We start from the raw sequence: 14,864 nt of genomic DNA on the forward strand, positions 1-14,864 counted from the left end.
GCGAGTCATTGAAAACGCATGGCAAGCCATGAGAAAAGCAACAGGTGGACTGACGATGCAAGAAGGAAATAGGCAAGACGCAACGCTTCCCGGCGGTGTCGACACCGCGGAAGTATCGATCGACGAATTCTGTGGTGCGCTCGCATCGCGCGATATGGCGGGCCTGTGGAGCAGGCCGCCGATGCCGGCTCACCCGATGCCGCAGACGCGTGCGCATCTGTGGCGCTGGGACACCGTCGCCCCGCTGGCGCGGCAGGCGGGAAGTGTTCTGGGGGTCGACGAAGGAGCGGCTCAGCGGCGGGCACTGCAGTTCTGCAACCCGGGACTGCGCATCGGAACGACAGAAGCCCTGTTCGGTGCCTACCAGTATCTGGATCCGGGTGAGAAGGCGCCGGCCCATCGGCATTCTCCGGCAGCGATCCGGTTCATGATGACCGGCTCGAGTGTCTACACCACCGTCGACGGAGACGCCTGTTGGATGGAGCCCGGCGACTTCGTCCTCACGCCCAGCTGGGCGTGGCACGATCACACCAACCAGAGCGATGAGCCCGCGATCTGGCTCGATGTGATCGACGTGGTGATGGTCGCCACCTTGGAGTCGATTTTCTTCGAGGACCATCCGACCGGGATGCAGGACGTCGCGGGTTTCTCCCTCTCGGAGGAGAAGTTCGGTCATGCGGGACTTCAGCATTCCGACGGCGCCGCCTGGCCGAAGCCGTACTCGCCGCTGTTGCGCTATCCCTATGCCCAGGTCGATGCCGCGCTGGAAGCGTTGCAGAAGCAGAGTGACGACTCCAGCGTGACGGTGGAGTACAAGAATCCGGTCACCGGCGGCCCTGCTCTGCCCACCCTCACCTGCCAGATGACGAGGATTCGTCCGGGAAAGCCCACGGCCCCCCGACGGCAGACCGGCGGCCAGATCCACACCGTGTTCCGCGGCCGCGGCAGGTCCGTGATCGGCGGAAAGGAATTCACCTGGGGTCCGGGCGACGTCTTCGTCGTCCCCTCCTGGGTTCCCGTCGAGCACGAAGCGGAAGAGACCGCCGACCTTTTTGTGGGCAGTGACCGGGCAGCCCTCGAGGCTCTGCATCTCTACCGCGAGGCCGAGCTGCCCGCCCAGCAGCAGGTGACAGGAATCTTCGAGCCGGCATCCGCGCCGGAATCCGACGAAGCGGTACCCGCTGTCGGCCAAGGAAGGAGGGAACCGTGAGAATCGCAATTTCCGGAGGCGGGATCGGCGGACTCGCCACCGCGTTGATGCTCCATGACGTCGGCGTTGACGTGACCGTTTACGAGGCGGTCCCCGAACCGCGACCGCTCGGCGTGGGAATCAACGTACTGCCCCACGCCATCCGGGAACTCGACCGCATCGGTGTCCTGGAGGAGCTGCTCCCCCTGGCCGTCGCCACCGAAGAGCTGTGCTACGTGAATCGGCACGGCCAGTTCCTGTGGCGGGAGCCGCGCGGGATATCGGCGGGATACCCGGTGCCGCAGCTCTCGATCCACCGAGGCAACTTCCAGATGGCCCTCCTGGACATCGTCCGCCGGCGCCTCGGCGAATCCGCGGTGCGCACGGGAATGAAGGTCACCGGCTCCAACCCGGACAACCGCAAGAGCGCCGAGTTCCAGCTGATCGACAGCGTCACCGGCCGCACCTCCCAGGAGTCTGCGGATGTGCTGGTGGGCGCCGACGGTCTTCACTCGGCACTCCGGAAGCAGCTCCACCCGAGCGACGGCAGCCCCCGATGGAGCGGGGAACTGATGTGGCGTGGCACCACCATGGCGCCGCCGTTCCTCACCGGAAAGTCCATGGCGCTGATCGGCACGCGCGGGCACAAGGTCGTGGCCTATCCGCTCTCCCTCCCTGACGACCAGGGCAACGTCCTGATCAACTGGATTGCCGTCCTGGACAAGAATTCTCGCCGGCTCCCGCCCGTCGAATCCTGGAACAGGCCGGGACAGATCGAGGACTTCATCGACCAGTTCGACTCGTGGTCGTTCCCGTGGCTCGATGTCGCGGCGCTGATGCGCGGCGCGCAGAGCGTCCACGTCTTTCCCATGGTCGACCGCGACGCGCTGCCGACGTGGACCGCGGGACGGACGACCCTCTTGGGCGACGCGGCGCATCCCATGTTCCCCGTGGGCTCCAACGGAGCTTCCCAGGCGATCCTCGACGCGCGTGCGCTGACCCAGGCCCTCCTGGAGGAGTGCGATCCCGACATCGCCCTGGAGCGCTACGAAAGCGAACGCCTCGCCGCCACGGCCGGAGTCGTGGAAGCCAATCGCAGCCAGGGAGCCGCACGCATTCTCGACCTGGCCGAGGAACGTGCACCCGAGGGCTTCACCGAGGTGGGCGAAGTCTTCGCCCCCGGGGAACGGGAGGCGCTCGCCACCGCATACCAACGCGTTGCCGGCTTCGCTCCGGCAACCCTGCGGCAGTGACAGCGACCGAGAGCCGGCCGTGACAACGATCGAAAGAGGATGACGATGGTGAATCCGGAGATTGACGTGGCGAGTGCCGTCGCCCGTCTGCGCCAACGCAGCGGCGGCGACCTGATCGACGTCCATGCCCACTACACTCCGCCACTCACGGAAGCCGAGCTCGCCCGTCTGCTGGCCTCCTTCCGCGCCGGCCACTTCACCGCACCGCCGGCCGGCCCCTGGTCGGTCGAGAGCGCCCTGGAGTTCATGGACGGTCACGGCATCTCGGTGCAGATGCTGTCGAACCCGAACCGGCTCACTCCCGACGAGGCGAAGTCGTACAACGACTTCGGCGCGAAGGTGGTGCGGGAACACCCCGACCGGTTCGGGCTGCTCGCCAACCTTCCGCTGATCGATCCGGTCAAGGCGGTATCGGAAGTCGACCGCGCGATCGAGGATCTCGGCGCCGACGGATTCGTTCTCATCACCAACTACGAGGGTGCCTATCTGGGGGACCCGCGGTTCACCGATGTCTTCGCCGCGCTCGACGAGAAGAGGGCCACGGTCTTCCTGCATCCGGTGATACCTGCCGGGTTCCCCGGGCTTGCGTGCGGACGTCCGGGGCCGGTCATCGAATTCCCCATGGACACGGCGCGCACCATTGTCGATGCCGTCTATGCGCGGGTCTTTCTGGACTTCCCAAACATCAACTTCGTCATCTCGCATGCCGGCGGAGTCCTTCCCGTCCTTGCCGAACGCATCGGGTCGACCGGCATGCTGCCGTGGGTGAGCAATTCCCGCGGCGTGACCAAGGACGAGGTGCGCCAGCAGATTGCCGGCCTGTTCTATGACACCGCGCTCGCGACATCACCCAACGCGCTTCTTCCGCTCCTGGAGGTCACGTCCCCCGATCACATCGTGTTCGGGTCCGACTACCCGCCGGGGGATGTCGAGTTGATCGAAGCCCACATGGAAGTGCTGAGTCGGACCGCCCTCCTCAGTGACCATCAGCTGGCGCAGTTCTCGACCACTGCGACAACTCTCTTCCCGCGCTTGGCAGCACGCTCGGACGCATAGTCCAGAGCCCTCGAATCTTCCTGACGGAAATAAAGCACCACCTGTGAAAGGAATTGTGGAATGACGGCCAATATCGGAAAACTGGGATCCCAGTCCGCGGTGCGCCGGTGGACGATGGACGAGTTCACCTTCACCTACATCGTCGACGGACCCATGTCGCTCATCCCCACCCGCTTCCTCAAGTCGTTCCCCGACGCCTACTGGCGCGAGCACCCCGAGGCGCTGGACGAGAACGGCGGCGTGCCGATGACGGCAGGCGGACTGCTCGTCGAGCGGGACGGCCACCGCATGCTCGTCGACGCCGGACTCGGTGTCATGAACGTCAACTCGCTCTACGGGCCCATCCAGGGCGGCGCGATGCTGGAGACACTTGCGTCGGTCGGCTACGCGCCCGAGGACATCGATGTTCTCGCCCTGACCCATATCCACATCGACCACACGGGATGGGCGTTCGTCCCGGACGGGAACGGCGGACGGAAGGCAACCTTCCCGTCGGCGTCGTACGTGATATCGCGGCAGGAGTGGGAGCCGCTCTCCCAAGGGGTGCCGCCGGCCGACATGCCGGACCCGACCGCCGTGGTCGAGCCGCTGCTGCACCATCCGAAGCTCACCCTCGTCGACGACGGCGGAGAGGTGGTGCCGGGCGTGACGGCACTCGTCACCCCCGGCCACACCCCCGGGCACGCCACCTACATCATGACCTCGTCGAGCGGCAGGCGGCTGGTGGTCTTCGGCGACGCGTTCCACTCGCCCGCGCAGCTGACCCACCCCGACTGGGGCTCGGCACCCGACAGCCACACCGAGTCCGTGCAGGAAGCACGTGCCCGCGTGCTGTCGGAGCTGCTCAAGCCCGACACCTACGCCTTCGCCTTCCACTTCGGCGACCAGCCCTTCGGCCGTGTCGTCCGCGACGAGCAGGGCCAGGTCACCTGGGAGCCGATCCCCACGCACATTCTGTGACGCCTTCCTTGGCGTCCCGCACCACCTGAGCCACGCGGAACATCTCCTGGGCAGCGGTCGAGCATTCAGGGCCGGCCGCTGCCCGGATACGGCACGTTCCTCTCTCCGACAGGTCATGCAAAGGACGATTCCATGGCTGTTGCAAAAGAAATCTCGGTTGCGGATCCCACCCACGTGGACCCGTCCACTCTCAAGCGTGTGACGGTCCTCGCCACTCTCGGCAACGTCCTCGAGTGGTACGACTTCACCGTCTACGGCTTCCTTGCCGTTCATATCGGAGCCACCTTCTTTCCCGAACAGGACGGCGTCACGTCGATCCTCGCGACCTTCGCGGTCTTCGCGGCGGGGTTCGTCGCCCGGCCCCTGGGAGCTTTTGTCCTCGGTCCGTTCATCGACCGCAAGGGACGCAAGTCGGTCATGCTGCTGTCGATGCTGCTGATGGCGTCCGGCTCACTCCTCATCGGTCTCGCACCGGGGTATGCCGTCGCCGGATCGCTCGGTGCCGTCATCATCGTCATCGGACGCCTCGCGCAGGGGTTCTCGGCCGGCGGCGAATTCGGGAGCTCGGCCGTCTTCCTCATCGAGTGGGCCCACCGCGGGCGCCGGGGATTCTTCGGGAGCTTCCATCAGGTCGCGACCTACGGTGGCCTGCTGCTCGGTGTGCTGGTCACCGCCGGGCTGACCGGCGCCCTGGGCTCGACGGCGATGCGCGACTGGGGTTGGCGTGTCCCCTTCATCCTGGGCGCTCTACTCGCCGTGGTCGCCCTGTTCCTGCGGCGACGCATAGAAGAGACCCCCGTCTTCACCGCCTCCCGCGGTCAGGCATCCACGGAGTCCGGCGCGGAGACCGACCACGGAACGAACCCGCGGCCGAGTGTCGGATTCCTGCTGACAGTCGGAGTAAACGCTCTCTGGGGAGTGACGGCCATGGTCGCGCTCACGTACATGCCCAGCTACGCCTCGGAGTTCCTGGACATCGAGCTGCAGACCTCGCTGGTGGCGACGCTCATCGGCGCGATAGTGACGGTTGTCCTGCTGCCTGTCGCGGGGCATATCTCCGACAAGCTCGGGCGTAAAGCCCTGATCGTGTTCAGTGCCGTGGGCTACGTGGTGCTGCCGTATCCGCTCTTCCTGCTCATGGTCGACAACAGGTCGTTCGGGTCGCTGGTGATCGCGCAACTGGTCTTCGCAGTGTTCACGGCGGCCATCGCCGGCACCGGCTCCGCAACGATCACGGAGCTCTTCAGCGCCAAGCACCGCGGCTCGCTGGTCTCCATGGCCTCCGCAACCGCTGTGACTGTCTTCGGCGGCTTCGGCGCGATCATCTGCACCTGGCTCATCGACGTGACGGACAGCGCCGTGTCTCCCGCCTTCTACATCTCCGGCGTCGCGCTGATCACGCTCGTGGCGGGACTGTTCCTGCCCAGGAACCTCGCAAGCAGCGACCTGCGTAGGTGAGAGTCCGGGGCGCGGGACGCTCCGGACGGTATTCATGGAGAGGAAAGTACGTTGAAACTGAGCATGTTCGACGATTTTCGGCTCGGCGTCTGGGCCCGGGACGAGTCGATAGTCGACGTGACAAGTGTGCTGCCGGAGACAGCCCGTCCATCGGATCGCATGAGCGCGCTGATAGCGGACTGGGCGAGAGTCGAGTCCGAGATCCGGGACGCCGCACGCAGCACCGGAACACCCCGCTCACAGGTCACGTTCAGGGCGCCCCAGCCAAGACCGTCGAAGATCCTCGCCGCCCCGGTCAATCACGGTCCGCATCGTGAAGAGATGATTGCTGCGGGAGCTTTCAAGGACGTGCCGGGAACGATCGAGAAGTATGTCGCTTTCCTCAAGGCGCCTTCATCGATCGTCGGGCCGGACGCATCGATCGAGCATCCTGATCCGACGCGTCGCATCGACTACGAAGCCGAACTCGGCATCGTCATCGGTGCCCCGGCACGCCACGTATCCCATGAGAACGCGCTGAGCCACGTCTTCGGTTATCTCGCCCTGATCGACGTGACGATGCGAGGCGACGAGGACCGCTCGTATCGCAAGAGCTTCGACACCTTCACGCCGCTGGGGCCGGCCATCGTCACCGCGGACGAGATCCCCGACCCGTCGGTGCTCGAGCTCGAGCTGCGCGTCAACGGTCGTCTTCGCCAGAAGGGGAGGGTCGCCGACCTCATCTACGACGTCCCGCAGCTCATCGAAGTGTATTCCCGGGCGATGACCCTCGAGCCGGGAGACATCATCGCGAGCGGCACCCCGGACGGGGTCGGACCGCTGACCCCAGGTGACGAGGTGTCGCTGGAGGTGTCGCACGTACCGCCGCTCACCATCCGCGTCACGGCCCGCGACCCGCTCCACCAGCCGTCCGCACCAGGGACGCGGTAACAGCCACCTCCCCCTCAGGTGGGAGCTGCCGTCTCCACGCCCGCCTGACCCCGGCCCCGCGCTACCGCGCCATGGGGCACCACGACACCGACGACGACACGGGCGCGGACTGGCTCCACCAGCCGTACGCCACCCGACCGACTGAAATGGACCCTGATGAAGGAAGAGATCGACGAGACCGTACGTGCCAGCCGGGCCCTGGCCGCTGCCGGTCTGACCGACATGGTGTGGGGGCACGCCGCCGTCCGTGACCCGGATGGCGACGGCGTCTGGATGAAGGCCTCCGGCTGGGGATTCGAGGAGATTTTCGCCGAGCGGGTGCTGTTGGTCAGCCGCGAGGGTGTGGTCCTCCACGGCGAGGGCAAGCGGCACATCGAGTACCCGATCCACACCGAGATCATGGCGAGGCGCCCGGACGTCGGCTGCGTCGTGCACACACACGCACCCGCCCTGAGCGCCTTCGCCTCCCTCGACACACCCCTGCTGCCCATCTCCCACGACGGCGTCGTGTTCTGCGATCCGCAGGTGCCGCGCTTCACCGAGACGGGTGCACTCATCGCGACCCGCGAGCTCGGCGCGGCGCTCGCCGAGACGCTCGGTGACGGCCCCGCATGCCTGATGCCGCGGCACGGAGCCGTCACCGTCGGTCCGGACGCCGCGACTGCCGTCATGTACGCCGTTCTGTTGGAACGCGCGTGCCGTACGCAGCTCATGGCCATGGCCGCCGGAGACCCCAAGACGTGGTCCGACGATGCCGAAGCGGCCTTCAAACGCAACCAGGTCTGGAACCCCGCTCAGCGGGACGCAGGCTGGAACTACCTGCAGCGCCTCTCGGAAAGGAGCCTGTGACGACGAAGTCGTCGGGCTAGCGGACGACCACGCGGACCCCGAGCGAGGGCCGAAACCACCGCCACCGAGGAGCAGCGGCACGAGGCCCCCGGCCGGCTCCTCGGCCGCCCGCTCCGGCGCTTCCCAACCAGGGCCCGCCGATCGCCGACTCGTCCAGGAGGAGGCCGGCGGCGTGGCCGAGCGCGTGGCCGTCGACGCGGACCGCAGTTGAAACGCACCGTGTTGTGGTGGCCGTTGGCGTAGGTGACGGCGCGGAAGGCGAACACATCCGTAGTGGGCGGCGTCCGGCGCGAAGAGTTCGGTGATCGCCTTCTCAACCAGCCGCGTCGGCCAGCGGCCGGGCGTGCCGAGCGGCGTCCCCACCCAGTCGTCGCGACATCAAGCTGCTGAGCGGTCCCCCTGGGCGAACGCCTGGGCCGTCACGGAGGACCGCACGCCAGAATGCCCCGCTATGGGATAATTGATCAGTACTTCTAGAGGTTGATCGGATTTGTCATTTCCGCTGCAGGATTGGGGAAGGATGACTGCGAGGGTGAGATGAATGGCAATGACGGCAGACGGCACCGGCGCAAGCGACTTCTTCGACGAGGCGGCCTCGGCCCGCGTCACGATTAGCAAACGGGGCGTTGTGACCGGCTGGAACGAAGGGGCCCGGCGGCTGCTCGGCTATCTGCCCGCCGAGATCATCGGACACCGCGCCCTCGACTTGCTCGCCGAGGCCCCGGCCGAGGAGATGCTGAGCTCGCTGAGCGGGATGTCACGCTGGAAGGGCACGCTCCCGCTGCTGCACCGCGACGGCCGCCGTCTCGACATACCCCTCCTCGCCCACGGCCCCAGCTACGACAGGCACGACTGGTTCGTCGTCTCGGCGCTCCGCAGCCGCGAATCGCCCCCGCCCCGCGACGACGCTCCGCTGACCCACTGGTCCTTCGACCAGTCCCCGTGCCCCATGGCGTTCTACGACAGCCGGCTGCGACTTCGCCGGGCCAACGCCCACATGGTCCACGCTTTGGCCCTCACCGAGGACGAGATGCGCGGATTGCGGGTAACGGAGATCCTCGTCGATCCAGGGGCCCCCGAGGCCGAGAAATCCATGCGCCGGGCGATGGAGACCGGCGAGACGCAGCGGATGGAGAGCTACGCGCGTGTCCCCGGTGAGCCCCACGAGCACGCTTGGTCGCTCCGGCTCGCGCCGGTGCGCGACGACGATGGCCGGATCTGTGGTGCCGTCCTCTCCGCCCACGACATGACCGAGCAGTACTGGGCCCGCCAACGGCTCCTCCTGCTCAACAATGCCAGCACCCGCATCGGCAGCACCCTGGACGTCATGCGCACCGCGCAGGAACTGGCCGACGTCGCCATCCCCTACCTTGCCGACTTCGTCAGCGTCGATCTGCTGGCCTCCTTCGACCAGGGCGCGGAGCCCCTGCCCGGCCCGCTGCCCGACACGGTCGTGCTGCGCCGCATCGCTCAACAGTCCGTCAACGAGGGTTGCCCCGAGGCCGTGGTCACGCTGGGCGCCACAGCCATCTACCAGGAGCTCACCCCGCCGGTCGTCTGCCTGCGCACCGACCGCCCCGTCGTCCAGGAGATCACGCCCGCCGACCTGGCTCGCTGGGCGGCCGACGACCCGGCCTGGGCCTCCCGGATCCGGGAGTACGGCATCCACTCGGTGCTCGCCGTGCCGTTGCGCGCCCGAGGTATCGTCCTCGGCGTCGCCCTCTTCACCCGCCACCAGCTCCCGGCGCCGTTCGAGGAGGACGACGTGCTGCTGGCCGAGGAGATCACCACCAGGGCAGCCGTCTGCATCGACAACGCCCGCCGTTACACCCGCGAGCGCGTTACCGCCCTCACCCTCCAGCGCAGCCTCCTCCCCAAAAGGCTGCCCGGGCAGGCGGCGGTCGAGGTCGCCTCCCGCTACCTGCCCGCCGGCGCCCGGGCCGGGGTCGGGGGCGACTGGTTCGACGTGATCCCGCTGTCCGGCGCTCGAGTCGCCCTGGTCGTCGGCGACGTGGTGGGCCACGGCATCCAGGCCTCCGCCACCATGGGTCGGCTGCGCACCGCCGTACAGACCCTCTCCGACGTCGACCTGGCCCCCGACGAACTTCTCACCCACCTCGACGACCTGGTCAGCCGGCTCAGCGCCGAAGCGGACAGCGAAAGCCCCGGGGACACCGACGGTGGAGCCGGCGGCGAGATCGGCGCGACCTGCCTCTACGCGGTCTACGACCCGGTCTCCCGGCGCTGCTCGCTGGCCCGGGCCGGCCACCCGCTGCCGGCCGTGATCACTCCCGAGGGCGCCGCCGAGTTCCTGCCCCTGCCCGCCGGGCCGCCGCTGGGACTCGGTGGCCTGCCATTCGAGGCCGCCGAGGTGGAACTGGCCGAGGGCAGCGTCATCGTCCTGTACACCGATGGCCTGGTCGAATCCCGCGACCGGGACATCGGCTCCGGGCTACAGGTGTTCCGAGAGGCCCTGGGCCACCCCAGCCCCTCCCTGGACGCGCTCTGCGACACCGTGCTGGAGAGCCTGCTCCCCGGCCGCCCTGCCGATGACGTCGCCCTGCTCGTCGCTCGTACCCATGCCCTCGACTCCGCCCATGTGGCCACCTGGGAGGTGCCCGCCGACCCCGCCATGGTCGCCGAGGCCCGGAAGTGGTCCTCGGCGCAACTGGCCGTCTGGGGGTTGCACGAGCCAGAGTTCGTCACGGAACTGGTCGTCAGTGAGCTGGTCACGAATGCCATCCGGCACGCCCAGCCGCCGATCCAACTGCGTCTGATCCTGGACCGCTCGCTCATTTGCGAGGTCTCCGACGCCAGTAACACTGCCCCGCATCTGCGCCGGGCCCGGACCTACGACGAGGGCGGGCGCGGCCTGCTGCTGGTCGCCCAGCTCACCCAGGGCTGGGGCACTCGACAGACGCTGACCGGCAAGACGATCTGGGCCGAGCAAGCCCTCACCTCCGACGGGTAGCGGACCGCCACGCCGTATCAGCTCAGGTACTGGAACGCCGGCGGCGCATGGACTGGATCCGGGAACGGGAGTCGGCAATTTGGTGCTTCATCTCCACGAGGAAGTGCTCGGACATTCGTTCATAGCCAGGGGCGCCGACAGCTGGCCGGCGGCCGATACAACGCCACGTTCACCGGCACATCTCCTCGAGCGCGGCGTGAGTGCCGAACATCCGGCTGTGGTACGTCAGGGGTCGGCCCAGTATCGCCTCGGCCGCCACGACCTCTCCCAGCACAATGACGTGATCACCGCCGTCGACCAGGTCGGCAACGGTGCACCCCAGGAATCCTCCGCAGCCCGGAAGGCGGGGTACGCCGACGTGCGGGTCCCACGGGACTCCGGTGAACTTGTCAGCGCCCTTGCCGGCGAAGCGCAGTGCCCATGCGGACTGCTCGCTGCCGAGCACGTTGATACCGAACCGCCCGGTCTCGCGGACGAGGGCGAGGAGGTCGGAGCCGCGGTCCAGGGACACCAGTGCCATGGGCGGCGCCATCGACAGGGATGCGAACGCGCTGACGGTGGTGCCGTGCGGACGGCCGTCCGCGGCAAGTGCGGTGACCACCGACACCGGGGTGCACACGCCTGCCATGACCTCACGGAACTCATCGACCAGACTGTGACGCGTACTGCTGTTCATGAAGACTCCTTGACGTAACGGTGGCTCAATGCCGTGTCTCGCGCCGGATCGTGGTCCGACTCGGGTGTCACGCTCCGCCCGCATCGGGAAGGTTTTCGACGTGGTGGGGCGGCGGGGATGCCTCCGGCGACGACGCGAAGGCCGCGGCGAGGCGTTCCTGGCGGGCCTGCACCTGGGGGTACCACTCCGGGTGGGTGATGGCGTACAGCGAGCCGGTCCGCAGGGCGGCGACGGCGGCTGCACCTGCCTGATCGGGACTGATGAAGTGCAGGCCGCGCTCCGCCATCCGGTCGGTGATGTCGACGTCGACCAGAGCCTCGTCGCCGACACGTGGGCGGTTGCGCCGGCTCTCCTGAATCCGCGTGCGCACCGCGCCGGGGCACAGCACCGTCGCGCGCACGCCGGAGCCGGCGTCCCTGAGCTCGTCGGCCAGCACCTCGGTCATCGCGATCACCCCGGCTTTGGCGAGCGCGTATGCGCCCAGACCCGCAACTGGGGCGAGGCCGGCCATCGAGGCGGTGTTCATCAGCCGCCCGCCCTCCGGGTTGGCCTCCAGCAGGGGCAGGAACACGTGGACGCCGTGGACGACTCCGTAGAGGTTGACGTCGATCATCCAGCGCCAGTCGTCCATCGTCAGCCGGGCCACCGGAGCCATCGGGCCCACGCCGGCGTTGTTGCAAACCACGTCGACCCGGCCGAACCGCTCCATCGTCGCGGACGCCAGCCGTCGCACCGATGCCAGGTCGGTGACGTCCGTGGCCACGGCGATCCCCCCCGACCTCGGCAGCCGCCCTGGCCGCGGCGCTCTCCTCGATGTCGGCGATCACGACGGACGCGCCCTCGGCGGCCAGGCATCGGGCGATCCCCAGGCCGATCCCCGACGCCCCGCCCGTCACCACAGCCACCTTGTCGGCGAAGCTCCATGCGCTCATGGGAACGCCTTCCTTCCGGTACGTAGTGCAGGGTGGGCTTCCAGGGGCTCATCGGTGGACATCCACCGGACCTGCTGTCGTGCCATGTCCATCGCCTCGTCGGGCACGGGCAGCAGAAAGAACCGGCTCTCCCGTACTCCGTCGAGGACCACCTCCGCGACCTCGTCCGGATCCATCGCTTCGACGGCGAAGGGGCCGGCCCCGCCCGCGGTGTCGTGCGCGGGCTCCTGAAGCCGGGTCCGTGCCCTGGCCAGCATGCCGGTGCGTGTGAAGCCCGGCACCAGCACCGAGACCCCCACCCGGCCCTCGGTCAGTACCGAGAGTTCGTGGAACAGGTTCTGGGTCAGGCCCATGACCGCGTACTTCGAAGCGGCGTAGGGGGCGAGCCCAAGGGGATGGCCGTTCAGGGAGGACATCGACGCCGTGTTGACGATGTGCGCGGACTCCTGTTCCAGCAGCAGGGGCAGGAACGCGCGCACTCCATGGATCACGCCGAACACGTTGACGTCGAAGGTGTGCCGCCAGGAGTCGAGAGGCAGCTCCTGGAACCGGCCACGCGCGCCTGCGACGCCCGCGTTGTTGACCACGAGATGCACACCGCCGTACGCCGCCACCGTGCGGGACGCGAGTGCCTCGACCGATGCGGGATCGGTCACGTCGGTGACCACGCCCACGGTGTCGGCGCCGTTGTCGCGCAGGCGCGCACTCTCGCGTTCGAGGTCGTCCTGCGTGATGTCGGCGAGGACCACCTTCATGCCGGCCGCGGCGCACCGGCGTGCGATGGCCAGGCCGATCCCGTCGGCCGCCCCGGTGACCACGGCGACCTTGCCTTCCAGGTCCTTCATGTCGCTTCGCCTTCCGGATGACGCGGGATGACGGGCAGGATCACGTGCGAGGGACGGGACGCGTCGTGGAAGACGGTCTGTTCGGCGACGACGAAGTCCGCGGCGGTGGCGGTCCCCGCAGGGGCGCCGTTGCCGGGATTGACGTCGTAGCAGGGGAAGTTCGAGCTCGCCACGTCGAGCCGGATGCGGTGGCCCGCCTTGAAGACCTGGCTGGTGGGCATCAGGTCGATCACGTAGCGGTACGGCCGCCCCGACCGTGTGTCGACCGCTGTTTCGGGTCCTTCCCGGAAACGGGCGCGCACGATGCCGTCGGTGACTCCCATCGCGCGTCCGTCGGGCCAGACGTCGACCAGGCGCGCCGTGAAGTCGGTGTCCGCCGCGGAGGTCGCGGCGTGGAGGACGACCCGCACCGGGCCGGTCACCTCGACGTCCTCGGTGAGTGGCGCGCCCGTGAACCGCAGGATGTCCGAGCGGTGGTCGAGTACGCGCTGGTCGCGTGGGCCCGGCAGGTAGCCGGTCCCGCCGTCGCTGCCTCCGGTCATCAAGGTGGCGCCTCCGACCGTCGGGACGGGATCGGCAGGGTCGTGCGCGAATCCGGAGGGGGCCGCGCCGGCGACCGGAGGGACCGGTGAGAGATCACCGGTCGGGTGCAGGTACCACGGTGTCCACGTGGTGCGGGCGAGAGGCCACTCGTCCTCGTGCCGCCAGACGTTGTCGCCCATGACGAAGAGGGTGACCGCGGGCCGTGCCGTCGTCTCCGGGCGGTCGAGCAGGTGCCGTGCGAGGAAGTCGATCTGCGTCCGCTCCAGGCCGGTCGCGACATCCGATGCGGCACGCCCGAACGACAGCTCGCCGAGGGCTCCGGTCCGGTCGGTGTGCGACCAGGGCCCCACGATCAGATGCTGCTCGGTGTCCGCCGCCGCTGCCATGGTGGTGAAGTTGTCGAGCGTCCCGTCGAGGAAGATGTCGAACCAGCCGCCGATGTGCAGAGCGGGCAGCCGGATGCGCTCACGCCGCCCGGCGTAGCCGAGTTCGGTCCAGTACGCGTCGCGTTGCTCGTGGTCGAGCCAGTCCTGCCATGCCGGGCGCAGTTCCTCCGCCATCGGCAGCTGCCGCAGCGGCAGGCCGGCGCGCGTCGCGCCGGATGCGGACAGGGCGGTGCGCAGGCGCGCCGCTTCGGCCCTGACGTCCTCGCCGGCATCCGCCGCGCGGGCGAGTTGCTGCCAGGACTTCAGGACGAACCAGTTGTGTACTTGCCCCAGTTGGACGGCGCCCTGCCGGTACGCGAGACCCCAGTGGTAGTCGGCCGGGGTGACGACGGGCACGAGCGCACGCAGCGCGGGCGCGCCCGCCGCCGCGGCGGCGAACTGGGCCATTCCCGAGTACGAGGCACCCAGCATCCCGACCCGCCCGTCACACCACGGCTGTGCCGCGCACCACGCGACGGTGTCGGCGCCGTCGTCGGCCTCGTGGGCGAACGGCACGAAGTCCCCGTCAGAGGTGCCTGTGCCGCGGCACTGCTGCACGACCACCGCGATTCCGGCCTCGAGCAGGGGTGTGACGGGAACCTGGCGCATGAACGGTTCGCCGTAGGGGGTGCGGACGAGCAGAACCGGGACGGGACCGTCCCCGTCCGGACGTTGGACGTCGGCCCGCAGCACGGTTCCGTCACGCATCGGGATCTGCTCGTCGTGGTCGAACCGGAAGGTGCGGGGGCGTCGGTCGAGCTTCGCCATCGCCGCCTC

General features: G+C 68.4%; 12 protein-coding genes and 1 pseudogene. 8 read left to right on the forward strand and 5 right to left on the reverse strand.

Translation table 11 applies throughout. The features are described 5' to 3' along the window. Positions 1–28: 28 nt before the first annotated feature. The 8 genes from IG08_RS0110770 (at position 29) to IG08_RS0110805 (ending at position 10,666) form a co-directional block, all read left to right on the forward strand. Positions 29–1,210: a cupin domain-containing protein gene (locus IG08_RS0110770; RefSeq protein ID WP_078655534.1), complete on the forward strand. Its 1,182-nt coding sequence runs from the start codon at positions 29–31 to the stop codon at positions 1,208–1,210. After that, a complete protein-coding gene (locus IG08_RS0110775) occupies positions 1,207–2,442 on the forward strand; it encodes a flavin-dependent oxidoreductase (RefSeq protein WP_030599390.1) in 1,236 nt (411 codons plus the stop codon). Before IG08_RS0110770 ends, IG08_RS0110775 begins: the two co-directional genes overlap by 4 nt. A 45-nt stretch (positions 2,443–2,487) precedes the next feature. Next, a complete protein-coding gene (locus tag IG08_RS0110780; protein ID WP_158812208.1) occupies positions 2,488–3,498 on the forward strand; it encodes an amidohydrolase family protein in 1,011 nt (336 codons plus the stop codon). Positions 3,499–3,558: 60 nt separating this feature from the next. Further along, positions 3,559–4,458 carry an MBL fold metallo-hydrolase gene (locus IG08_RS0110785; protein WP_043453906.1) on the forward strand — a complete coding sequence of 300 codons (900 nt, stop codon included), beginning with the start codon at positions 3,559–3,561 and terminating at the stop codon, positions 4,456–4,458. A 132-nt stretch (positions 4,459–4,590) separates the two neighbouring features. Continuing rightward, on the forward strand, positions 4,591–5,916 hold the full coding sequence (locus IG08_RS0110790; protein ID WP_030599397.1) for an MFS transporter: 1,326 nt from the start codon (positions 4,591–4,593) through the stop codon (positions 5,914–5,916). Between the two features lie 51 nt (positions 5,917–5,967). After that, on the forward strand, positions 5,968–6,846 hold the full coding sequence (locus IG08_RS0110795) for a fumarylacetoacetate hydrolase family protein (RefSeq protein ID WP_043453909.1): 879 nt from the start codon (positions 5,968–5,970) through the stop codon (positions 6,844–6,846). Positions 6,847–7,002: 156 nt separating this feature from the next. Then, positions 7,003–7,695: a class II aldolase/adducin family protein gene (locus IG08_RS0110800; RefSeq protein WP_030599401.1), complete on the forward strand. Its 693-nt coding sequence runs from the start codon at positions 7,003–7,005 to the stop codon at positions 7,693–7,695. Between the two features lie 541 nt (positions 7,696–8,236). Then, the gene (locus IG08_RS0110805) at positions 8,237–10,666 is read left to right on the forward strand and encodes a SpoIIE family protein phosphatase (RefSeq protein WP_030599404.1); all 2,430 of its coding nucleotides are present in this window, start codon (positions 8,237–8,239) and stop codon (positions 10,664–10,666) included. 169 nt (positions 10,667–10,835) lie between these two features. Here IG08_RS0110805 and IG08_RS0110815 read toward each other — a convergent pair whose 3' ends face one another. The 5 genes and pseudogenes from IG08_RS0110815 to IG08_RS0110830 form a co-directional block, all read right to left on the reverse strand. Next, positions 10,836–11,342, reverse strand: coding sequence for a flavin reductase family protein (locus IG08_RS0110815; RefSeq protein WP_030599406.1), 507 nt, complete (start codon positions 11,340–11,342; stop codon positions 10,836–10,838). Between the two features lie 67 nt (positions 11,343–11,409). Further along, the gene (locus IG08_RS54065) at positions 11,410–12,105 is read right to left on the reverse strand and encodes an SDR family NAD(P)-dependent oxidoreductase (protein WP_052424598.1); all 696 of its coding nucleotides are present in this window, start codon (positions 12,103–12,105) and stop codon (positions 11,410–11,412) included. Positions 12,106–12,121: 16 nt separating this feature from the next. Beyond that, a pseudogene (locus IG08_RS62440) lies at positions 12,122–12,274 on the reverse strand (SDR family NAD(P)-dependent oxidoreductase); the annotation flags it as partial. Further along, positions 12,271–13,119 carry an SDR family NAD(P)-dependent oxidoreductase gene (locus tag IG08_RS0110825; RefSeq protein ID WP_052424599.1) on the reverse strand — a complete coding sequence of 283 codons (849 nt, stop codon included), beginning with the start codon at positions 13,117–13,119 and terminating at the stop codon, positions 12,271–12,273. The gene IG08_RS0110825 and the pseudogene IG08_RS62440, both read right to left, overlap by 4 nt. After that, on the reverse strand, positions 13,116–14,855 hold the full coding sequence (locus IG08_RS0110830; protein ID WP_052424600.1) for a CocE/NonD family hydrolase: 1,740 nt from the start codon (positions 14,853–14,855) through the stop codon (positions 13,116–13,118). The genes IG08_RS0110825 and IG08_RS0110830 overlap by 4 nt, the downstream gene beginning before the upstream one ends. Positions 14,856–14,864 lie beyond the last annotated feature (9 nt).

The sequence above is a fragment of the Streptomyces fulvoviolaceus genome, from assembly GCF_000718165.1.
Lineage (GTDB): Bacteria > Actinomycetota > Actinomycetes > Streptomycetales > Streptomycetaceae > Streptomyces > Streptomyces fulvoviolaceus.